At 64.5% G+C, this 20151-nt stretch carries 24 protein-coding genes; 3 read left to right on the forward strand and 21 right to left on the reverse strand.

All coding sequences use genetic code 11. The features are described from left to right. Nucleotides 1-32: 32 nt before the first annotated feature. Nucleotides 33-791, reverse strand: a complete 759-nt coding sequence (locus OG241_RS22515) for a peptidoglycan-binding protein (protein WP_405817300.1) — start codon at nucleotides 789-791, stop codon at nucleotides 33-35. Nucleotides 792-992: 201 nt separating this feature from the next. Between OG241_RS22515 and OG241_RS22520 the strand changes: the two genes are divergently transcribed. Then, entirely contained in the window at nucleotides 993-1379 is a 387-nt protein-coding gene (locus tag OG241_RS22520) for a hypothetical protein (RefSeq protein ID WP_405817301.1), read from the forward strand. Between the two features lie 10 nt (nucleotides 1380-1389). Here the strand turns inward: OG241_RS22520 and OG241_RS22525 are convergent, their stop codons facing one another. The 7 genes from OG241_RS22525 to OG241_RS22555 all read right to left on the reverse strand — a co-directional run bounded on the left by OG241_RS22525 (nucleotide 1390) and on the right by OG241_RS22555 (nucleotide 8557). Then, nucleotides 1390-1653 carry a hypothetical protein gene (locus tag OG241_RS22525; protein ID WP_405817302.1) on the reverse strand — a complete coding sequence of 88 codons (264 nt, stop codon included), beginning with the start codon at nucleotides 1651-1653 and terminating at the stop codon, nucleotides 1390-1392. Next, on the reverse strand, nucleotides 1646-1819 hold the full coding sequence (locus tag OG241_RS22530; RefSeq protein ID WP_405817303.1) for a hypothetical protein: 174 nt from the start codon (nucleotides 1817-1819) through the stop codon (nucleotides 1646-1648). The genes OG241_RS22525 and OG241_RS22530 overlap by 8 nt, the downstream gene beginning before the upstream one ends. Before the next feature lie 9 nt (nucleotides 1820-1828). After that, entirely contained in the window at nucleotides 1829-3994 is a 2166-nt protein-coding gene (locus tag OG241_RS22535) for a hypothetical protein (RefSeq protein WP_405817304.1), read from the reverse strand. 73 nt (nucleotides 3995-4067) lie between these two features. Then, on the reverse strand, nucleotides 4068-4796 hold the full coding sequence (locus OG241_RS22540; protein ID WP_405817305.1) for a hypothetical protein: 729 nt from the start codon (nucleotides 4794-4796) through the stop codon (nucleotides 4068-4070). Between the two features lie 90 nt (nucleotides 4797-4886). After that, nucleotides 4887-7274 (reverse strand): phage tail tape measure protein, encoded by a 2388-nt coding sequence (locus OG241_RS22545; RefSeq protein ID WP_405817306.1) that lies wholly within the window; start codon nucleotides 7272-7274, stop codon nucleotides 4887-4889. Between the two features lie 385 nt (nucleotides 7275-7659). After that, on the reverse strand, nucleotides 7660-7971 hold the full coding sequence (locus tag OG241_RS22550) for a hypothetical protein (RefSeq protein ID WP_405817307.1): 312 nt from the start codon (nucleotides 7969-7971) through the stop codon (nucleotides 7660-7662). Nucleotides 7972-8014: 43 nt separating this feature from the next. Then, entirely contained in the window at nucleotides 8015-8557 is a 543-nt protein-coding gene (locus OG241_RS22555) for a hypothetical protein (protein WP_405817308.1), read from the reverse strand. Nucleotides 8558-8646: 89 nt separating this feature from the next. Here OG241_RS22555 and OG241_RS22560 point away from each other — a divergent pair, with 89 nt between their 5' ends. Next, nucleotides 8647-9150 (forward strand): hypothetical protein, encoded by a 504-nt coding sequence (locus OG241_RS22560; protein ID WP_405817309.1) that lies wholly within the window; start codon nucleotides 8647-8649, stop codon nucleotides 9148-9150. Here OG241_RS22560 and OG241_RS22565 read toward each other — a convergent pair. From OG241_RS22565 to OG241_RS22600, 8 genes are all read right to left on the reverse strand, one after another. Further along, nucleotides 9140-9538, reverse strand: a complete 399-nt coding sequence (locus OG241_RS22565) for a hypothetical protein (RefSeq protein WP_405817310.1) — start codon at nucleotides 9536-9538, stop codon at nucleotides 9140-9142. The genes OG241_RS22560 and OG241_RS22565 overlap by 11 nt on opposite strands. A 17-nt stretch (nucleotides 9539-9555) precedes the next feature. Continuing rightward, on the reverse strand, nucleotides 9556-9807 hold the full coding sequence (locus tag OG241_RS22570) for a hypothetical protein (RefSeq protein WP_405817311.1): 252 nt from the start codon (nucleotides 9805-9807) through the stop codon (nucleotides 9556-9558). Continuing rightward, a complete protein-coding gene (locus OG241_RS22575; protein ID WP_405817312.1) occupies nucleotides 9804-10148 on the reverse strand; it encodes a hypothetical protein in 345 nt (114 codons plus the stop codon). Before OG241_RS22575 ends, OG241_RS22570 begins: the two co-directional genes overlap by 4 nt. Beyond that, nucleotides 10145-10678 carry a hypothetical protein gene (locus OG241_RS22580; RefSeq protein ID WP_405817313.1) on the reverse strand — a complete coding sequence of 178 codons (534 nt, stop codon included), beginning with the start codon at nucleotides 10676-10678 and terminating at the stop codon, nucleotides 10145-10147. Before OG241_RS22580 ends, OG241_RS22575 begins: the two co-directional genes overlap by 4 nt. A gap of 191 nt (nucleotides 10679-10869) precedes the next feature. Then, entirely contained in the window at nucleotides 10870-11826 is a 957-nt protein-coding gene (locus OG241_RS22585) for a major capsid protein (RefSeq protein WP_405817314.1), read from the reverse strand. A gap of 76 nt (nucleotides 11827-11902) precedes the next feature. Continuing rightward, nucleotides 11903-12496 (reverse strand): hypothetical protein, encoded by a 594-nt coding sequence (locus tag OG241_RS22590; RefSeq protein ID WP_405817315.1) that lies wholly within the window; start codon nucleotides 12494-12496, stop codon nucleotides 11903-11905. A gap of 11 nt (nucleotides 12497-12507) precedes the next feature. Continuing rightward, nucleotides 12508-13365 (reverse strand): hypothetical protein, encoded by an 858-nt coding sequence (locus tag OG241_RS22595; RefSeq protein WP_405817316.1) that lies wholly within the window; start codon nucleotides 13363-13365, stop codon nucleotides 12508-12510. Nucleotides 13366-13487: 122 nt separating this feature from the next. Further along, a complete protein-coding gene (locus OG241_RS22600; RefSeq protein WP_405817317.1) occupies nucleotides 13488-14882 on the reverse strand; it encodes a phage portal protein in 1395 nt (464 codons plus the stop codon). Between the two features lie 188 nt (nucleotides 14883-15070). Here OG241_RS22600 and OG241_RS22605 point away from each other — a divergent pair, with 188 nt between their 5' ends. Then, nucleotides 15071-15688 (forward strand): hypothetical protein, encoded by a 618-nt coding sequence (locus OG241_RS22605; RefSeq protein ID WP_405817318.1) that lies wholly within the window; start codon nucleotides 15071-15073, stop codon nucleotides 15686-15688. Here the strand turns inward: OG241_RS22605 and OG241_RS22610 are convergent. The 5 genes from OG241_RS22610 to OG241_RS22630 form a co-directional block, all read right to left on the reverse strand. Continuing rightward, nucleotides 15685-17322 carry a terminase large subunit gene (locus OG241_RS22610; RefSeq protein ID WP_405817319.1) on the reverse strand — a complete coding sequence of 546 codons (1638 nt, stop codon included), beginning with the start codon at nucleotides 17320-17322 and terminating at the stop codon, nucleotides 15685-15687. The genes OG241_RS22605 and OG241_RS22610 overlap by 4 nt on opposite strands. 40 nt (nucleotides 17323-17362) lie before the next feature. Continuing rightward, nucleotides 17363-17824, reverse strand: a complete 462-nt coding sequence (locus OG241_RS22615) for a phage terminase small subunit P27 family (protein ID WP_405826370.1) — start codon at nucleotides 17822-17824, stop codon at nucleotides 17363-17365. Between the two features lie 847 nt (nucleotides 17825-18671). Next, complete coding sequence (locus OG241_RS22620) at nucleotides 18672-18932, reverse strand: HNH endonuclease (protein ID WP_405817320.1); 261 nt, start codon at nucleotides 18930-18932, stop codon at nucleotides 18672-18674. 47 nt (nucleotides 18933-18979) lie between these two features. Next, the gene (locus OG241_RS22625; RefSeq protein WP_405817321.1) at nucleotides 18980-19477 is read right to left on the reverse strand and encodes a hypothetical protein; all 498 of its coding nucleotides are present in this window, start codon (nucleotides 19475-19477) and stop codon (nucleotides 18980-18982) included. Between the two features lie 98 nt (nucleotides 19478-19575). After that, nucleotides 19576-19923 carry an HNH endonuclease gene (locus OG241_RS22630; RefSeq protein WP_405817322.1) on the reverse strand — a complete coding sequence of 116 codons (348 nt, stop codon included), beginning with the start codon at nucleotides 19921-19923 and terminating at the stop codon, nucleotides 19576-19578. Nucleotides 19924-20151: the final 228 nt, after the last annotated feature.

Consider the following 20151-nt stretch of genomic DNA (forward strand, 5'->3'; position numbering starts at 1 on the left):
CCGCCGGACGGGGCACCGCTCACGGGGAGTTGTCAGCCGCGCGGAACCCGCAGTGCGTCCCACGTGGTCTTGCCGGGCCAGCCATCGGCAGCCGAGCCGGTGAACCCGCGCTCGCGCTGCCAAGCCGCGTACGACTTCCGGTCGGCTTCGGTCCACTGCGGACCGGGACCGGTCGCGTACTTGCCGCACCCCTCGGCCACCAGCCGCTTGCCCATGGCCGTGATCAGCGCCGAACGGGGCGCATTCTTGAAGAACGCAGCACCGGGGAACGCGGCGAGCGTCGGGGCCGCGGGGGCGGCAATGCGCTTGGCGCGCGTCACGATCTCGGGAAGCTGAGCGACGATCCGGCTACCGGGGCAGCTCGGGTGACTGCCCCATGCGGAACCGCCCATGGCGTGGTAGCCGAGCCCCTTGCCGTTCGGGCCGGACGCCACCTGAAGCGGCACGCCGTACGTCTTGTGGACCCATGCGAACACCGCCGCAATCCGGTCCATCTGCGCGGACGTCAGCGCGTCCCCGCCCTGCCCCTCGTTCTCGATGGACAGCCACGACGTGTTGCCGCCCGCCTGAGCCCAAGCCCGGTCCGCGGTGTCCACCCACTGATAGAGCGCACCCGCCTTACCGGTGCCGAAGTGGCTGGACGCGCGCGCCTCGGCGTTGCGGAACCACAAGTCGGTTCCGGCGAGGGTGCCCGCCATGATGTGCACCACCAGGCCACGGACCGAACTCTGTCCGCCCTCGGTGTAGTTGATGGGAATCGGTCGCCACGTGGCACCCGAAAACTTGGCCATGCTGTCCCCTCCAGGGCATGAAAAAAGGCCCCGCCCGGATATCGCCCGAACGGGGCTGCGTTCGTATTGAATAACGATGGACATGCGAGCCAAATAGCCCACACTGTTCACTCAAGCGCGGTAATCGCATGCGCGCCTAAACGATCAAGACATCGAGGTCCGGAAAGATCGGAGAGCGTCTTTCACGTGAGGGGAATCCAAGTGAATGCAGTCTCCGAAAATGGAACCGTTGAGTATTATCTCGCTACAGCGGGCGTCATCCCGCTGCTGCTAATTGCCTATCTCTTCAGCATGAAAGCCATCGATGCTCTCCAAATGATGGTTGATAAACACAAGGCCAATACGCACTTGTGGTGGGTCATTCTCTTCGGGGCGCTTGCTCCGCTAATCACTCTTGGTGCCGCTATCGGAGGGGAAATTGCATGCCTCCGAGCACTATTTACGGGCTCGCCATCTAATACCAATGCATGCTGGAGCATCGCCGGATTGATCGTAATGCCCTTCGCGGGAATTATTCACGTGATTATCTTGGCGTGTATTGGGCCATCGAACGGAAATAATGGTCAAGCGAAGAACACCACTCCATGATGGGCTCTGCCTAGCCCTTGCCGGTTGCCTTTGCGACGGTCAGACCGGCCGCAACCACGGTCGCAACGGCGGTCACCACAGCGACGGGAAGAACGAACTTCCCCCGCTCGGACTCCAGGTCCCGAATCCGCGTCTCGTGATCCTCTAGCGTCTCGGTCACGTTCTCCCCTGCCTGCCCGAGAGAACGCACGTCCTCGCGGAGCCCCACCACTTCGTCATAGATCTCACGCGCACCGATCCGGACCCCTAGCGGCTCGTCCTGGTCGTCACTCATCGGGCGCCACCTGGTCCACGGCCACGGCCGTGATCTCCGTGGAACCCGCCCCAACTTCCGATTCCGGCGAGCCCACCGCCACTTGCGGCGGGTCCCGGTACAGCAGATAGCCGGGCAGCAACGCGGCAATCTGCCGGGCCAGTGCCTCTATCTCTTCCTCTGTCATCCATCCCCCTTACACAGTCACCGCCGGATCAACGGGCGGGTCCGGGGTCAGCCCGGCATCCACGGGAACCCCGTTGTACGCGGTTGCCCGCAGCGTCAGCGTCTGCCGCACGGTGGTCCCCTCGCCGGCTGTCCGTATCCCGATCACCCACGCAAGGGTGTTCAGCGCGGCCCCGGTCGTGTCGACCACGCGCACCACGTCCCCGAGCTGTAGCCGGGGGTCCGGCAGGATCTCGACGTTGCCGAGCAGCGGATACGGATACGCCCCCGCCGTGCGCAACGCCGTGGCAAGGGATGCGGCCGAAGCCGAGTCCTGCACCCAACCGCCGGGGTCGTGCTCGAATGCCTGCACCCCGTACACCTGTTGGCTGGTCGTGTTCCACGCTGCGGACCAGTTGTCCGCAGGAGCCTGCCCGCTGTCGATGCCCGGTGTCAGCAGCACGACCGAAGCCCCGCCGCTGGTCGCTCCCCGCAGCCACACCGCGGACGCACTGCGGTTGCGCATCGAGAGCACAAGCGTGCCGTTCTCCCGACGCGTCCCCACTTCCACCGCCCCATAGACCATGGCCGCGGTGTCGGTGTTGGCGTTGACGAACCGGATGCAGTCGGGCAGTGCATCGGTGTACGTGAACGGGGGCGGAGTGTCCAACTCGTCGTCCCCGATGCTCCACGCGATGCTGAACGAGCCCCCGGCGGGAATCTGAACGACGTTCGCGGCTGCCTTGGTCCATGACTTGTTGGCCTTGACCTTGGACCAGTTCGCCCACTTCACCGAGCAGTGGTTACGGCACGCGTCAATCTCCTCCGTGATCGTCAGTGACGCCAACTCGCGTTCCGACGTCACCGTGAGGTTCTCCGCGCTCGGGGCGGTCGACCAGCGGCTACGGCTACGCCACCGAAAGATGCCGTCCCCGTCGAACTCCGCCGTGGACAGCGTGGCCCGAGCAATCGACGTGATCGCTTCCCACGCACTTCCGCTGATCACGGGAACCACGCGCAACGGGATGTCCGGCGCATCGAGCGTCGCCGTTTTCTTCCACGTCCCGTTCTGCATGATCTCGTCACGCGTCGCCGGCTTCGCGGCCAACTGCGAGACCTGTAGGGCTTCCACCCGCATCCCGCCGATACGCAGGATCACGTTTCCCATGGTGCCCGCGGGCACGGCGCTGCCAATGGTTCCCGGCAGCAGGATGAGACCGCTGCCGTTCGGGTACTGCACCGTCCCTTCAACGGTGGGAACGCCCGTGGACGAGAACGTGAGCCACATTCCGAAGTGCCAGCGCCCGGACTGCTGTGTCAGCGCGGAAACCGTCCAGGTCGTTGACGAGTTGCTTGCCGGGGTGGCGTTGGTGCCGTTGAAGAACGTCACCGTTCCAGCGGCGAAGTCGGCTCGGAGCGTGGTGTAAACGGGGGTCAGGCTGGCGGGCACCCACGACAGAGAAAGGTCGATGCTGCGGTCTCCGGACGTGACACCGGTGTTGTCTATCCACACCTCGTACCAGAAGCCGTCCGTGTGGTTGCGGTTGACCGCCCGCACCAGCGGCGCATACTCCGCCTTGGTCGTCCCGGCGGACGAGCCCTGTACGGCGCACTCCCACGGTGCGTTCGTCTTGGTCCACTGCGACCAGTCGCCCGAAAGGCTCTTGAGATAGCCGACGTTGGCCGCTGCACCCCCGTGCAGACTCGCGTACAGCAGTGCACCCGTACGCGGGGGCGGGCACGTGTGAATTCCCGCGTTGCGTAGCAGGTGGTCCACGCACCATCCGGGACTGGCAACCCAGTTGGTTGACGCCCCGAACGGCGTGTCTGAGTCGATGCCGCCCGAGGGGCGTGGAAGCTGTGCGGGCATCCGTAGCCGCTCGGCTCCGTCCAGCGCAGACACCTGTACGGCGTCCGATCCGGACTGTGCCGAGCGGGCCCGGAGACTGCCACGGAAGCCCGGAATCGTGCTGCCCCCGAGTCCCCAACGATGGACGACCGACTGTCCCGGGCGCACCGCATCCCCCGACGAGCGCGGAGCCCACGGCCCGTACAGCGCGGGTGCACTGGTGGTGTCGGTCCCGGCGAGCGTCAGCGACAGTGACGCGCTGGACGAGCCGCTGAATGCGCGCATCGCGTCGGGCAGATCGGTGCCGTAGCTCTGTTCCAAAGACCACGACTGGACTTGCGCGGACATGTCCTTGCCGCCCAATCGCGTCTGCTGTGCTAGCTGCCGCTCGCCCGTCTTCAACGCGGCGATCAGTGCACTGTCAGCCGGCCGCACCGGTCACCTCCACCAGAGTCAGCCCGATGTCCCGGTAAGCGCCGTTCCCCGGTGTTGCCGCATGGGTGTAGTCGGTAATGCTGTAGGCGGGGCAGCCCTCGCCCGGTCGGCCCGCCACGGCCGTACTGTCGACGGCCAGACACGCACCCGCGAGCGAGTACGTCCCTACGGCTCCGGGCACCACCACGGGCGTGAACGAGCCCACCCCCGCGGGGGCAACCGCGTTCAGCACCCGTCCGACTGCCGACGACGTGGCGACGTAGGTTCCGCTCTTCGTCTTCCAATCGATCTTGACTGCGGACGTGGCAGGAAAGGCGGGCGGAGCCGCGAGACTGACCCGCATGCCGGGGGCAGCCGGATAGTTGCCGAACACGGTCCCCGCCCATCCGACCGACCCGTCTGCCGTGGTGGGCTTGAACGTGAACACCAGCGCCCCGGGGTCGAATGCGACCGAGCCCGTTCCCGCAGCGGACGCCAGGAACCACGCCGTGATCAACGCGTCCGTAGTGGCGTCCGCCTGAGCGGGCTTGAACAGATTCGCGGCGAGCGGGTCCAGCACGGCTATCGGACCGTTCCCGCCGATCCGCCGGGCGAGCCGGTCAAGGTGCGCCACGTCGTCCCCTTCCATGGCCGACCAGGACAGCACCAGCCGCCGGGGCTTGACGGGCGCAACCCATGTGGTCACACTCCCGCCCAGCGCCCGGAACTCAGACACCCCGAGATCGGGCGAACGCTCGAACCTGGACGCGCCGTCCCGGATCTCACGCAGACTTCCGGGACGACCGATCCACATACTCAACTGCCTTCACCTCCTGTCGAGTTGACGTTTTCCGAGCGCCGCAACGCGGGCTAGTTCCTGCTCCCCGACGCGCAACACGATGTCCCGCATATTCAGCTTCTTGACCTCTGTCAGGAAGTCCCAGAAATCTTCATGCTGCGTGGGGTCGTACTTCGGTGCGGGGGCTGTCCACTTCGGCACGCGGAAGTGGCTCGGGGCTTGCACCATCATGCGAACGCGAGCGTCCAATTTCCGCTGCCCCTGGTCGATTCCGTCGATGACACCCGCGGGAATCCACTTTCCGATCTGGTCCCGCATGAGCGTGGACGGAGAGTTGATTCCAAGTGCGTCGGCGATCGGTCCGGGGATGGAAGACTTGGCCCAAGAGATCAGCTTGTCCCGGAGCCATCCGCCCATGTTGCGGACGCCTTCCCACAGACCGCGCACCAGGTCCGCGCCCTGGTCGACCAGGAGTCGCCCGAAGCTGCCGAGCGCTTTTCCGATCCGGCCCGGCAGACCGCGCATATAGTCCGTGAACTCCCCGATCTTCTTACGGGACTGCCGTCCGAACTCGGCAATGAAACGAACGCTGTCGACGAACGCCGTGCCGAGCTTTCCAACGAACCCGATGACGTTGCCGATCCAGTCGATACCGGTGCCCAACGCTGTGAACAACGCTGAGAACACCGGGCCGGCGAGCCGCAGCAGGACCGGAATAGCGGCCCCAAGAATTTTGGCCGCGAGCTGTGCGACCCACGTAATGATCGTGGCCATCACGGCAATGACGGGCTGTGCTTTCTGTACGAGATCAGAAAGCTTCTGGCCGATCATCTGCACGGCGGGCACAACCCGTGTGGTCACGAATTTGGCCAGTGCCACAAGGATCGGCTGTAGGTTTTCCAGGATCGCCGTATAGATCCGCATAGCGGCGGGGTAAAGGTACTGTGTGAAGATCAGGGCGAGGTTCGTAAAGACCGGTGCGAGCGCCCCGTAAATGGCCCCGTAAAGTGCCATGACTGCCGGGATAATCTGCCCGGACACGACGGACCAAACGCCCTGTAGAGCGGGGAGAACGCTGGTTTGGAATTGCGTTACCAGCGCGGACACGCTCGGTGCGAGAGTATCGCGAATGGAGATACCGAGTCCCATGACCGTCTGTCCGAGCCCGGCTATGGACGCACCCCCGGCACCCGAAGCGAACGAGCCGAGGAAACCCCCGACCACATCCTTTGCGGTGCTGAGAGCGGGTCCTAGTACATCTCTGGCGGTCGTCGCAAAGGATATGAGCGGCGGCAATACTTCGTTGCCGATGAAATTCGACAGAGCAACTTGGGCAGTCCGCTTGAATTGTTCAATCTTGGCTGACGCGTTGTTGTGTAGCGCGTCACCCATTCGGTCGGCAGCCCCGGCGGTTTCACCCATTGCCTTGACAGCAGTGGACGGGTCCAGAGCAAAAAGGGCTTGCCCAAGATCCTCGGCTTTCGTTCCAAAAAGCCCAACGGCCGCCGCATTCTTTTCGGCGGGGTCCTTTATGGCTTTGATGCCGTCTAGGAATTGCTGCAATCCCTCGCGGGCACCGGGACCACCCGCGGCTATCTTGCGGGTCATTTCCTCGGCACTAAGTCCGATTGCCTCGTATGCCGCCGTGCTGGACGCGCTGCCATCCGTCGCCCGGATCTGAAATTCCTTCAGCGAGTCAGCGATCGTATCCGTATCCCGCGCACCCGCCTGCATTCCTTGGGACATGAGCCCCACGGCATCCGCAGCGGACAACCCGAGATCACGGAATTTGGTGCTGTACTCGTTGAACGTGTCCGCCATGTCATCGGCACGCGGACCCATCTTTTGCATCCCCGCCGTGAGGATATCCAGGGCTTCCGTGCCGTCCTTTGCCAGACCGTTCTTAAGGATCTGCCCGACGGCATTACTGGTCTGCCCTAGGTCCAGTTCGAAGGTGTCGGCGAGGTTGGACACCTTGCCGGTGATTTCCTCGATTTGGGCGTTAGTCGCTTCCGGCGGTAGGATGCCCGCTCGCATGATTCCGGAGACCGCCGCCGCGGCATCCTCCACGGAATCTGTGATGCCATGGGCGTACAGCTGTCCCGCGGCTTCGCCGTAACGTTTCGCTTCGGCTGGTGTGCTGCCTAGGGATGCCTGGATCTTGCCGTTAATGGCTGTCTGGTCCAGCGCATCCATGAACCCTTTTGCGAGGACTGCCGCAGCGGCGATACCTACGGCAGCAAGACCGCCCTTTAGGACTCCACCCATTTTCCCGGTGAAGCCCTCGCCGGCTGACTGCCCGCCCTCTTGTCCCGCCGCTTCGGACGGGCCGGTTACCTGCCTTTGCAGCTCCCCGGCGAATCCCTGCACTTCCGGAACGAGCGACACATAGCCCATTCCGACTTCCACAGCCATTAGTCACCCCCCGTTCCCGGCTGGAACTGCACGAGATATGCGGCAACTTCCTGGGGGCTTCGCGTGGTCCGGCCGATGCGATCAGAACGGATACCGGGCCGCGGAATCGGCAGGGGGCGACGGCTCGGGGACTTAACCCCGGCATTCCCTCGCTGCCAATTTGCTTCGGCGAGCCGGTCATGCAGCGCGGCGAGTAGCTGTGTTTCCAGGGTCCAGCCGGAATCTTCTCCGGCCATTTCCCGACCTAGAGCAGACTCGGCGGGAAGGTTCACCACCAGGGCGCGCACCCGCCGCCATGTGAGCCCGGAATCGGACCGAAACAGGTCCCGAATATCGGTGCGGTAGTAGCGTTGGAAGTCGGCTTCTATGGCCTCCCCGTGCTCTGTCAGGAGTCGGCAGAGGCCAGCGATTCCCCCACCGGGGCACCCTCATGGTTCTGCCACTGCCGGAACAGCTCACCGAGTGCAGCGAGGGGAAGGGGCAGTTCATCGAAGCGGGCCCACTGGTCACCGAGACCCGCCGTAAGCAAGGACTCAATGTCCTCGGGGCTCGGTGCACTGACGTTGACACTCTTAAGAATGCTCTTGTCCAGTTCACCCGCCGGGGTAAGCGCGAAGGTACGGCCGGAAACCTCGAACCGGAAAGGCTCGCGCCGAGCCTCACTGATCCATACGTCAAGGTTGAAAGTGTCGCTCACTGTGCTTTTCTCCTACGGGTAAAGGAACGTTTCGGCGGGTTGCTTACGCTTCGGGTTCCGCACCCCAGGACGGGTCATCGCTGTACTTGATTGCCACCACGCCATCCGCACCCGGATAGGCGGTAATGGTCAGCTCGTACGCAATGGCTTCGTCACCCTTGTACGTGATATCGCCGGTCTCGGTAACCTCGCCATCCGGTACAACAATGCGGACGTGCGAATTGCCGTCGATCACGTCGAATCCGAACTGTCGCCGGTCCGGTCCCGGTGCCTTGACCGCAAGCACGGACTTGCCGGACGTGGTGACCACCTTGGAACCCTTGTGGTACAGCTCAAGTACGGTCTTGCTCGTCTCGATGGCGGTGAACTGAAAAGTCATCTCGGACGAGCTGATGACCTTTCGGACGGTCTGCCCGCCCTGCCATCCCTTGATTTCCGTGGTGTCGGCAGAGTTGGACTCGGTAATTCCGTCATCCGAGATCCAGCCGATATCGGTTGCGGTGCTCGGCCATGCGGTTGTTGCGTCGGTCGGCTTGACGGAGGTAAGCGGAGCCACGTACGCGGCACCGGTAATCGCAACGCGCACGGCGTTAGCGTTTAGAGGCATGGGTGTCCCCTCGGAGTAATTTGGTGGAAGAGCCGCGGCGCCTGGCTGGTGGCTGTAGAGTCCCCGCTATGGATGCAGGAATGGCCGCAGTTCTCGGCGCGTTGGCGGGTTCTGTAGGGACTATGGGCGCGGCTTTCGCTGCCGGACGTGCTCAGAGGGCTGGCGCGGAAATCGCGGCCCGAGCAGAGCATCGAAAGAATCGCCGCGATCCCCGTCAAGCCGCATACAAGGAACTTATTGATGCGGCGCTTGCTTTAGCCGAATGGGAGTACTACGATGACGAGCCGAATCAAGATGCGGAGCTGGAACCATATTTGCTAAGAATTCAGAAAGCGTACGTGGACGTAGCGCTAGCAGGCCCCGCAAGGGTCGCCAAACCAGCCGACAAACTGTATTACGAGAGCGCCCTTTACAAGGTCACTGTGAGAGAGCGCGCGAAGGCAAATTTCGAAACCCCTCACAGATGGGTTACGGATGTGAATGAGAAAATTTTTCAGCACCTTGCGGACTTCATGAGTGCTGCTCAGTCAGCCCTAGACGATGACGGATCAAGGCGCCGGTTCAGGAGATAGGAATTTCGTGCACGCGACCGCGCATATGGATTTCAGCGGCGCACGCATAGCGCGGCTGTGAAGTCTCGTCGTCTGGTAGCCACTGCGGGCCGCCTACTTCGGTTGCGCGGTAGACCGTGACCCCGCCGCGCACTCCGGGGATGACGTGGACCAGGGCGCGCACCAGGGCGCAAAGGTCGTGCGCGTCCGATTCGGTGGCTGCCCACGCGTGGAAGTCCAGCCGGGCACGGTCCGACACAACCGTCTGTTGCAGCCCGCCGAGCCGTTCCACGCGGACGAACCGCGAGGGACGGGGCGAGGGAATGCGGGACACCACGGGGACGGGGTCGCCGGCTGCCGCGAGGGCAGAGCGGAGATAACCCGTCACCACGGCCACGGCGTCGGGCATGACGATGACGGGGCGGCTCAATCGGCACCGTCCAACCCGCGGAGCAGTGCCCGCCGAGTGCCTTCCGCGTCGTTCTGTTTCTCGTAGTTGCCGATCACGGCAGCACGCCAACGGCGAGTGCCTAGTGCCGAGTCGGTGCGGAAGTCGCCCCCGTCCGAGCCCGCAGACTCTGCGATGCGCTCGGCGATACGGCGCACTTCGGCCCCTGTTTCGGGCGTGCGCATAAGGCTGTTGATCCCGGACCGGTTCGGGCGAAAGCGTCGACTCATCCGGACACCTCCTTTAGGCGGGCTTCGGTGTGGTGGTGTCGGCCCGAGAGCGTCCAGCGGGCAACATCTCCGTCCACGTCCAGCAACCGCCCGAGCGCAACCACCCGGTCCCCTGGTGCTAGGTCGACGTCGACTCCGCGGCGGGTGATCAGTCGCCATCCGGAGACCACAACGGAGCGATCTCCGCCGTCCTCGGTGGACGCATCGGGCTGGACAGCAACCCGCCGGACGGTCGTCCTGGTGGCGTTCGCCCAATCACGTACGGACGTGGTGTTGCCGTACCGGTCCACCAGGAACGGCGCGCGTACGAGCACGACGGTTTGGGAGTAGTGGACGCTCACCGGAGCCCCACCACCGATACGCGCTTGCGGTACCGGGCGAGTAGGTCCCGGTCCGCGGGGGCGAGGGATGCCCCTATGGTCTCGGCGGAGTAGGTGACGCTCGCGGAGCCGACCGACTCTTGACGGAGATCGGCGGGGTTCGTGAGCACTCGGCCGGCGAGGGTGAGCACGACCGCGAGGACGTCACCGGGCACGGCTGCATACCCGTGCGTGTAGGTGACGGTCACGGGTAGGTCGTCGGGCACACGCAACCGGTCCCGGACGAGCTGCCACCGGTCCGGGGCGAGCGGCTTACCGGCAACCGTGACCCCCTGTACGGAGACCACGGGACGTTGCGGAAGTACCGCCCACCCCTCGCGCGGGTACAGCAGTGCCGAGCTGGTGCCCCTGGTGAACGACTGCCGGGCTTCGCGGCGCACGATGGCGGACGCCACGTCCAGCACCATCGGAGCCGACGCGGGCAGCTCGTCCGGCTCGCGTTGCATCCACGCGGCCAACTGGTCCGACGTGGCGAGGGCGGGCAGTTCCATACCGGCCCCCTCTTACTTGACTGTCTGAGCGGCGCACGCCAGACACCGCGTGACGGTCCGTGCCACCCCGTCCGAGTCGAGAACCGGGAAGCTCTCGATCCGGGTCGGGGCGCTGCACGAATCCGTGTGCGGGATCTTCGGGGCGGACGCTGCGGCACGCTTACGCGGCGGCAATTCCGAACCCCTTCCGGCTACTTGGCGAGAACGCCGTTAAGGCGCGCGGCACCCTTGCCGCCGAACACCGCGAGCCCGCAATAGAACTCGATGCGGGTGCGGTACGCGGGCTTGGTCTCAAGCTGCCCGAGGTCATCGACCATGACCCCGCCGTTGGTGAGACCGGTCACGGCCTGGTCGTCCTCGGTCTGGCCGAAGCGCACGGCGTAGATGCTGGACGCGTCCGTTGCCGAGCCCTGCGTCTCGGTCTGCGGAAGGATGTCCGCACCCGCCGCATTCTGGCCGGGGTCGAGCAGCGCAATGCCGTTGTACGTGGCGACCAGCTTTCCGGTCAGCGCTTCCTTGACCATCTCGAAGCCGCCGATGCGACGAGCCGCGGAACGTACCTTGGCGATCACCAGCCGGTTGGCGTAGATGGCACCGTTGGAGCTGTTCAGACCAGGCACAGCGGCAACGAGACCGTCCATCAGGTCGAAGAACTTGTGCGAGTCCTCGGCCCCCGCACCGATGATCGGAGCGCCGTTCGTGCCCGCGGAGACAACCTGAGCACCGGTCAGCCGCTTACGCAGACCGTCAAAGGACTTGGCGTCCGTCGCCACGTCACCGTTGAAAAACGTGTCCTGGAACTTGTACGCGGCTGCCTTGACCTTCATGCGGGTCTGTACGGCTCGCTGGTCGTTCAGGTTGCCGCGGGTCTGGACGATGAAACGGTCAACGTCGGCGTCCCCGCCGAGAATGACCAGGCTTTCCGACTTCTGGTTTACCGTGCCGGTGCTCTCGGTGTACGCCTCATTGACGCTTCGGAAAGCCACGCCCGGCAACGTGGCCTCTTCGTTGTAGCTGTAGCTGTTGCCCTCGATCGGCATCAGCGGGATACGGTCCAGAATGCTGGACTCCTGCACGAACGTCTCGATGACACCGCGCTGAAGATCTGTGGTGCTGAGCTTGGCGGACTCGGCGAGCGAAAGCGCCATGGATTACCCCTCCATTTGGGCATGAAAAAAAGAGGCACACGTTGCGTGTGACCCTTGGAATAGGTGTGGTGCGGGGTCAGCCGGCCGCGCCATACGCGTTCCGGAGCCGGTCAAACGGGGTGGCGGGCTCGTCCTTCGCTTCGGTGCTCTCGCGCTGCCCCGAGCCCACGTCACCCCACGGGGCCGGGCTCGTCGATGCGGTGTCCGCAGCGAGCGCAAGGTAGGGCTTGTCCTTGACGAGCTGGTCCAGCGCGGCAGTTACCGCGGCGGTGTCCACGTCCCCGCCCTCGCCGACCAGTCCGGCCACGTCCACCAGGGCAAGAGCGTCCGCAGGATCACGGAGCCGACCAGCGGCAGCCGCTCGAATCTCGGCGCGGACGAGCTGCCCGGTGAACTCGGTTCGGATCTCCTCGCGGAGCGCGTCAAGGTCGCCCGGCTTCTGTGCAGCGTTCGACCGGCGGAGCCGAGTTGCTTCCGCTTCGGCGGTCTCGGCGCGCTTCTCGGCAGCCGTTCGCGCGGTGCGCTCGGCGGACAGCTCGTCCCCGCCCTGGTCGCTCGGCTTCGGCTCGCCCTGGTCGCCGGGCTTGGTGCCCTGGTCGTTCTTGGGCTCGCCCTGGTCGCCCTCGCCGGGCTTCGGCTCCGGACCGTTCGGGTTCGGGTCGTTGGGCATGGGTGCCCCTCCTATGTGATGTATCCGTGTTTCTTCAACATGGCTATTTGGTGCTCGCGGTTGTCACCAGCGAGTTTGAAGATGGTTTCCGGCATCAACCGGGCTTCCTTAGCCCGCTCGTATCGGTTGCCGGGGGTCTTTTCAAAACCCGAGTTGAGCGCTTTGCCGCCGATCCCGCGTTTCGTGGTGCCTTCCGTGGTGACCTTTAGCGGTCCCCGTCCGGTGACAGCCGTAGCCATTCCTCGGCGGGCATTGACTATCTGCCCCAAGTCCGCCCCGGATTCAAGGGCTTTGACCCCTGCGGGTCCGAGCCGCTTCCGCTGTTCCTCGGGGCTCATCTGCCGCACCAGAGCTTCCGGGGTGCTCGTCTGCTTCCACTCGGCATCCGTCATGGGCTCCATACCGCAGTCACAGCGGGGATGCCTCTTGAAGCCTGTTGAGTAGCTGTACTGACGACCGGACAGCAGAATGCACCGGACGCACGCGGGCAGCTTCACCACCCGCACATACGAGATACACCGGGGCTCGGCAGCCATGGACACGAACGTTGCCGCCCTCGCGGTGTCCGCTATCTGCGTCCCCACCATGGTTGCGATCTGATTCAGCCCGGCAAGCGAAGCGACTTCCGCGGACTGTCCCGCCGCGAGGGCTTGCGCGGTGCGAATCGCCGGAAGGTACAGCAGAGTTGCGAGCGGACGAGCGTCCGACGCGATACCGACCAGAGCCCCCGGATTGAGCATGGCGACCGGTCCGGCTGCCGCACCTTGGGCGAGCATGGACGCCGTGACAAAGGCTTGCGCCCCTTGTGCTGCGGAGAGCTGCCCCGCCATGACAGCGGCGAGGATCTGCCGTCCGGTCTCGCCCTGCATGGCGGACAAGATGCGGTCCGGAGTCACGTCCCGCCAAAGGGCTTGCACGGCTGCCACAACGCTCCGCGCAATGCTCTGCGTCTCCACGTACCGGGCTGCCGCTAGCTCTGCCGCACGGCTCATTACGCGGCGTCCGGCAGCTCGTCCGCGGGCTCGTCCTGGTCGCGCTTCGGGCCGTACAGATCGGCGATGCTTCCGCCGAGAATTGCCGCGGCCTGGTCGTTGCGCATCCGCTTCCACCGGTCGATCTCGTCCGGGGTGACACCGGGAATCCGCTCCCACAGCGCTTCGTCCGGGACCCCGATGGACTTCAACTTGACCAGGGCATCCGAGTACTGCGAGTCCGAACGGAACTGAGGGTCACGCCACACCACAGAGCCGAGCGCGAGGGAAGCCGCGCGCTTGTCCTCGCCGGCTGCCAGCGCTTCAAGCCGCATGATCTCGCGGAGTCCCGCACCGAAGTGCCGTTGGCGCTCCATGACCTTTGCGACTAGACCGGCTTCGGAAGCCGCGAGAGCGTCCGCCGAGACGTTGACGAGCTGCCCCGTCAGGTAAGTGGCGGGGGTGCGAGTCTGCGAAGCGATGTGTTCAACCGCAGCGTCAATGACCTTGAGGTAGTTGCCGAGATCAGCGGCAGAGAACTCCGCGATTCGCGCGGTGTCCTTCTCCAGCCACAGCAGACGGTCCGAACGGAACCGGTCTAGCGGCTCGTCCTCCTCGCCGACGACTTCGCCGGACTCCGGGTCAACGATCTCCCGTACGGGTCGGTCCATGCCGAGCACAGCGCGAGCCGGAAGCGCTAGGTAGTCGCTCGCGGTCATCAGGTGGGCCCACAAGGTGTTGACCGCATCCTGTAGCGGCAGCACCGTCACAAGCTCGGAGCGCGGGTTTCCGTGCAGCCGTGCCCGGTTGGGGAGTTCGACCAGCGGCACCACGCCGAGCCGGTTGGGAATGTGCGACGGCTCGCCGCGGGACAGTCCCACGGTGCGGCCCGTCCACTCCTGACTACGTCCCCGCCGCTGCCACCGGTACACCATGTCCGGGGTGAACAGCGTTGCGAACTCCCATTGCCCGTCACGCCACGTCTTGAGACCCGCCGAGCGGAGCCGACGACGACCAGGCACATACTCGACAATCGCATTCGCGGCATGCTCGAACGTGATCTCTGTGTTGATGCCGTCCGGCTTCCACACCAGGGCATAGGACCGACCGGTAATCAGCGCTTCCAACAGCGCTAGACCGATCTCAACATCACATTCCGAGCGTCGCCACGCCTTCCCCGCAGCATGATCAATGGACCCGTCTTCCAGCCGGAAGCCGATCGGCATAAGCCGTTCAACGGTGGCGTCCGGTACGGTCGCGCACCAGTTATCGGAAAAGTCCTTGAACAGCTCCCCGGCTTGGGCGTTGAACTCGGGACTCGCGAACAGCAGCGGCCGTCTACCCTCGTACGCGTCCGACCACTTGCGGGCTTCGTTTTTGCGCCGTTCGATCTTCGCGCGGAGCCGGACCGTCATCTGTAGCGGCTTCTCACTAACTCCACTCACCTCGACCCTCTCTAGCGAAACACGTGCATCAACATGAAGTTGACATGGTGGCATGTTCGAGTTACTTGTGACTATTGGGGCGCAGGTGAATGTAACCGTTTGTAACAAGGGTCGATCCCGGGCTGGAATTAATCTAGCGAGTCGGTCACCCTGAGCGCATGAGTCTTGTTCTACCTGCGGCTATCGCCATCGCCAAGTCACTTTTCTCGGCAGCCAACACGGCCGCCGGAATATTCAAAAATCGCAGGCGGCAGGGGCAGTTCAACCAGCAATTGGTTACTCGGGTTGGACAGGCTCTGATAGCCCCTGCGGCCGCCACTGCAGTAGAGCAGGTAAACCGCGACCGCCGTGACACCATACGGGCACTAATGCAGGACGCGGGCTGCGTGCGCAGTCGGGCTGCACTCGTCAGCAAGTTCACTATTGTGATGCCCATAGTCGAAGAAGCCCGCATTTCTGCACGCAACGGTGCACGGGCTTCGGAAGAGGCTGACCTTTCCATGCTCGCGGCAGCGCTCTATGTAGGAATTGGTGAAGACGGCTGGTCAGCCGCGCGCCGAGTTAGGGACGCGGAGTCTGCATTTCAACGCGCACAAAGGAGTCTTCCCCCTAGTCCGACCTCCAATTTTATGCGCGTCATGTGGATGGTAGAGAATGACCCAATTATCTCCCTGGATGCGCCGCCACCGGGACGCACAATAACTGTGCTTCCGCTGTCAAGCGTATTCATGGATCTAGGTAGCGCTCTCTATTTAGCACTGCCATCGGAATTTTAGGCACTCGCAGCACGAGGACGTTTCAGCGGTCTTCGTACGTAACCGTCCAGCGCCATCACCGCAGCGGCGATGCCGTCGATACGGGCGGATGACTTCCCGCGGTCCGGCTTGACCGGTCGCATGTTGTCGTTGCCGTCCCGGTAGACCTCCACCACTGACGCGTTCCAGCGGAGCACCGGGTTACCGCCGTGACGTATCTGCCCCTCGCGCAAGAGCCGTTCAAGTTCCTTGCAGCCCGGCGACATGCCCAAGTAGGTCTGCGCGATCGGAACCACGTCGACCCCGCGCGTCTTGGCCTCGATGCGCTGGACGAGCTGCCCGGCGAACATCCGGTCATAACTGATGCGCTGGACGTCCAGCCGGCGGCAGTCGGCAATGATCTGTTTCTCGATGGCGTCATAGTCGATGGCGTCGCCCTCGGTGAGGGTGAGTAGACCATCGGCAGCCCACTGCCGGATGGGAACCTGTAGCTGTTGTTCCAACTCGTCCGCGCGTTCCTCGGGCAGCCAGAACCGCGAGATCAGTTCCAACTCGACACCGGGCACACGGGATTCGACCGCGAGCACCCACGCAGACAGGTCGGACACTGCGGAGAGGTCGACCCCGCCCCATGCCCGGCGGTACCGAAACGACGTGTCGTTGACTCGTCCGTTGTTCTCGTCCCACAGCGACAGCGGCAGCCACCGTGAAGCGGCCCGCATCCGCCGATTGAGGGACAAGCGGCAGAACGTGGGGAAGTAACTCGGCGTGCTCCGGGCCTTGTTGGCCTCACGGCGCATGTACGCAAGCGACGGAGAGGCACCCAATCCGGGGTTGGCCTTACGCCACGTGCTCTCGGCAAACGGATCGTCTGCCTCCTCCGCTGCCCAGATGACCCCGTAGTGACCGGGGTCGGACACGATGCCGTCCGCACAGCGGCGGGTGTACGTGTGTTTCTCGTCGTAGATGCTGCCTTCGGTGCCCTCATCAGCGGTCGTGATGTAGATGACGAGCGGCTGATCACGCGCGCCGGTACCGGTCTCGATGGCGTCGATAAGGTCCCGGCGCTTGTGCACGTGGACCTCGTCGACGATCGCCCCGGACACGTTCAACCCGTGGGCAGTCTCGGCAATCTTGGACAGCGCACGAAAAATGCCGCCGGTCCGCGGAACACGGATGAGCCCCCGCAGAACCTCTACGCGGCCCCGTACAGCGCGGGACGTCAGCGCCATGCGCTTAGCGTCGTCAAAGACACGTTCGGCTTGTGGAAGCGATCCGGCAGCCGCGTATACCTCCGCCCCGATCTCCCGATCCGCGAGCAACAGCACCAGACCGATGCCGCTGGACAAGGTGGACTTGCCGTTCTTCCGCGGAACCTCGATCCACGCCGAGCGGATGACCCGCACCGCGCGCCCCAATTCGGGGTCGTAGGCGAGCCAACCGAAGATCGGAGCGATCACCCACACCACTTGCCAGGGTGCTAGCCGCAGCCTCGCGTTACCCCAACGGCCTTTGGTGTGCTTGAACGACTGGATAGCGTCGATGGCTCGCCGAGCGGCTGCCACGTCGAAATACGCGCCCGGTGCGTCGGCTGCCTGGTGAGCAACGACCAGCGGGCGGGACTCCAGCGCTTCGGCTATCTCGTCCTCGGACAAGCCGAGTTCGTGCAGAGCGTCCAGCGGGACGGGAAGAGCGTCAGTCGAAGATCCCGTCATCCTCGCCCCCGCGGTCATCCGGCGGTGTCAGCCGGCCACGGGCCGACGGGGACAAGCCGAGTTCCCCGATGTACCGGGCAAGCTGAGTGCGGTACTGCCCGACGATCGTGGTAGCGCCGTTCTTCTGCATCCCGCGCTCGCCCTGCATGAGAATCCCGTTCGCGGAAATCTCGCGCTCGCACTGGTCGATACGGGCGACGCAAATGCAGTAGTCCGTAAGCGTGGCGGTGTCCACGGTGCCGATACCGGCCGTGAACTCCAGCACGGGGACGACGCGTTGCCACTCGCGGGAAGCGACTTCCCGGCACCGGGCGTTCACCGCGCGCTGATCTCCACCAGCATCCCCGAACGTGTCCAGCCAATCGGGCTCGGACAGCTCGGCGGGCGGAACCCGCACCCCCTCGGAAACGGGGCGCTTGCCGGGGTTCCCCTCGCGGATCACCTGCAACGGCGGTGTCTTACGCGTTGGGTCTGCCATTCCTCACCCCTCCCATGGGTCGTGAGCTGGTCATGTGGGCAGCGCAGAGCCCCGCGCAAAGGGCGGTAGCTGCGGCGCGAGTTTTTTGCCTCCCTGCCGCTCAGCTAGCGGAGGGGGCGGGGGTCACCCCCTGGTCAGAACGGCGGACGCTCGAACGACTCACGCCGAGACCGAGCCTCAGCAGCGAACCCACCGGGCTGGTTCCGTGCGGTCTCGCCGTTGTGGCACGTCACGCACAGAGGGCGAAGATGCCTCGCCGCATCCGGGTTCGCCTCGCCCCTCGCAATCAACTCGCGTCGGGACAGCGGGAAGTGGTCCGCCACGTTCGCCGCGCGACCGCACAGCACACACCACGGGTTGGCGTACAGGTACGCCTTCCGGATGCGCTGCCACCGCGTGGTGTAGACAGCGCCACCACGTGACGCCCGATCCTTGTCCGCTTCCCTCTGGTGCTTCGGGCAGCGCCCGCCGGCTCGGGTCAACTCGGGGCACCCGGGTACCGAGCACGGGGGGCGGGGTTTATGAGGCATTAATACACCTCCGGAAATTGTCTTCTTCCATTGCAACCTTTATGCAGAAAATTGCACGATGCATTGCAACCTTTATGCAGAAAATTGCACAATGCAGGGAATTGCGCTTTAGTCAGACCAAGACCAGTGAGAGAGGACGTCATGAAATCCGAGATTGACCCCCGTCCAGCGCTCGAACTTCGTGTTGGCGTGTTGCAATTGACCGTTCAGCGCATCCCCGGGTGGCTCGTCACCCTGGTCACCACAGCCGGCGGGTCAGCGGGAATGTGGTGGGTACAGCGCTAGACCGCGCGCCCGAACTCCGTTGCGGTCTTGAGCTGGTGGCACCCCCGGCACAGCACTTGAACGTTGCCGTCCGTGTCGGTCCCTCCCATCGCGAGGGGCCGCACATGGTCCACGTCGACCCCGTCGGCGAGGACGAGCGACCCGCACTGTGCACACAGCGGGCACCCGTGGTGAGTTCGGGGCAGCCGGGGACAGAGCAAGGGGGGCGAGGCTTCCGGGGCATGGGGGATCACTTCCCAGCGGCATGGGGTGGGCACACAAAAGCCCCGACTACCATTACTAGCCGGGGCTGATGCGCTCGGAATCAAGCTGTCGTTGCCGTATCGACTTCCTTGAAGTCACTGACAGCCACCCATTTACCCTTGAATCTCTTACCCGAACCAATGATCACAACCGGTCGGACACGGTCTTTCCCACCCTCTCTCAGTGCCTTAACGACGGGCACTTGCTGCACCATCCATGAGCGCGAATGCAGCCCTTCCAGCTTCACCGGAAGTTCCGCCGAACCGATCACGTGATTGAGAATGACCATGCCCTTGTCGGAGCCATCTTCCAAGTACCACTGTGTGACCTCGCACGCTCCGCGGCCTCTGTTGGCTGCCTGAATGGAGATCACAGGAACAGGCTTCGCGCCGATTTGGTAGGCGGTAAGCGGAGTCAGTGTCGGGACGATGCGCGCCCCGGACCATCTCCACATGACGAACTGCCAGGACAGCGCCACCAGTGTGGAGACGAGTGTGGACACCCCCACTGCGGCAAGTACCACGCTGGTCCATGGCACTTCCTGTGCTGCGGTACTCATGTGTGCCCCCACCTTTGAGACTCGGTCTTCGGGCGGAAGTCGTATCACGTGCTGAGGAGTTAGGGCGAGCCTCCATCGCGGTGCGATCCGGCGCAGTGTCAGAACGGGGGCGACGTGACCCCGAAGTCCTCACGGGTCTTGGCCAAGTGGCATCCGTGGCAAAGGGGTTGAACGTTCGTGTCCGTGTCCTCGCCACCGAGGGCGAGCGGCTGTACATGGTCCACGTCCACCACGTCCGCGAGGACGAGCGACCCGCACCGGGCACATCGGGCACCACCACGGGCACCGACCAGAGCACGGAGCCGAGCGGCCCCCGAGAACACCCGGACCAGCACCGCGCGACGGACCCGCCGAGCACGTACCGAAGCACGCCGTTCGTAGATCTGGTGGTGACCCTCGCAGCGGCCCCGGTGAGTGGCGGGCTCGGTGCAGTCAACACACCGCATGCTCACCCCCTGGTCGTCGTCCTGGTGCTCGTCGTTGCGTGCCCACCCCCGGACTTGAACCGGGGAACTCTGCGGCCGACATCCCCGATCCGGGGCCGGTACCGCGCACCTCTACCGTTGGGTCAGTGGGCTGGTCGTCCTCGCCGGCGAGACCGGTCCGGACAAGGTGGGGAGACCACACGGGCTTACAACCCGTTTCAGCGACTCGCGGACGAGCCGGTTACTCAT

This window comes from Streptomyces sp. NBC_01390 (assembly GCF_045040105.1).
Taxonomy (GTDB): Bacteria; Actinomycetota; Actinomycetes; order Streptomycetales; family Streptomycetaceae; genus Streptomyces.

Excerpts from the sequence above, each read along its gene's own strand:
- OG241_RS22580 (WP_405817313.1), bottom strand. The coding sequence starts at position 10,678 with ATGGAACTGCCCGCCCTCGCCACGTCGGACCAGTTGGCCGCGTGGATG.
- OG241_RS22600 (WP_405817317.1), bottom strand. The coding sequence starts at position 14,882 with ATGACGGTCCGGCTCCGCGCGAAGATCGAACGGCGCAAAAACGAAGCC.
- OG241_RS22595 (WP_405817316.1), bottom strand. The coding sequence starts at position 13,365 with ATGCAGGGCGAGACCGGACGGCAGATCCTCGCCGCTGTCATGGCGGGG.
- OG241_RS22525 (WP_405817302.1), bottom strand. The coding sequence starts at position 1,653 with ATGAGTGACGACCAGGACGAGCCGCTAGGGGTCCGGATCGGTGCGCGT.
- OG241_RS22570 (WP_405817311.1), bottom strand. The coding sequence starts at position 9,807 with ATGAGTCGACGCTTTCGCCCGAACCGGTCCGGGATCAACAGCCTTATG.
- OG241_RS22585 (WP_405817314.1), bottom strand. The coding sequence starts at position 11,826 with ATGGCGCTTTCGCTCGCCGAGTCCGCCAAGCTCAGCACCACAGATCTT.
- OG241_RS22515 (WP_405817300.1), bottom strand. The coding sequence starts at position 791 with ATGGCCAAGTTTTCGGGTGCCACGTGGCGACCGATTCCCATCAACTAC.
- OG241_RS22625 (WP_405817321.1), bottom strand. The coding sequence starts at position 19,477 with ATGAGTACCGCAGCACAGGAAGTGCCATGGACCAGCGTGGTACTTGCC.
- OG241_RS22545 (WP_405817306.1), bottom strand. The coding sequence starts at position 7,274 with ATGGCTGTGGAAGTCGGAATGGGCTATGTGTCGCTCGTTCCGGAAGTG.
- OG241_RS22630 (WP_405817322.1), bottom strand. The coding sequence starts at position 19,923 with ATGCGGTGTGTTGACTGCACCGAGCCCGCCACTCACCGGGGCCGCTGC.
- OG241_RS22565 (WP_405817310.1), bottom strand. The coding sequence starts at position 9,538 with ATGCCCGACGCCGTGGCCGTGGTGACGGGTTATCTCCGCTCTGCCCTC.
- OG241_RS22560 (WP_405817309.1), top strand. The coding sequence starts at position 8,647 with ATGGATGCAGGAATGGCCGCAGTTCTCGGCGCGTTGGCGGGTTCTGTA.
- OG241_RS22590 (WP_405817315.1), bottom strand. The coding sequence starts at position 12,496 with ATGCCCAACGACCCGAACCCGAACGGTCCGGAGCCGAAGCCCGGCGAG.
- OG241_RS22530 (WP_405817303.1), bottom strand. The coding sequence starts at position 1,819 with ATGACAGAGGAAGAGATAGAGGCACTGGCCCGGCAGATTGCCGCGTTG.
- OG241_RS22605 (WP_405817318.1), top strand. The coding sequence starts at position 15,071 with ATGAGTCTTGTTCTACCTGCGGCTATCGCCATCGCCAAGTCACTTTTC.
- OG241_RS22535 (WP_405817304.1), bottom strand. The coding sequence starts at position 3,994 with ATGTCCGCGCAAGTCCAGTCGTGGTCTTTGGAACAGAGCTACGGCACC.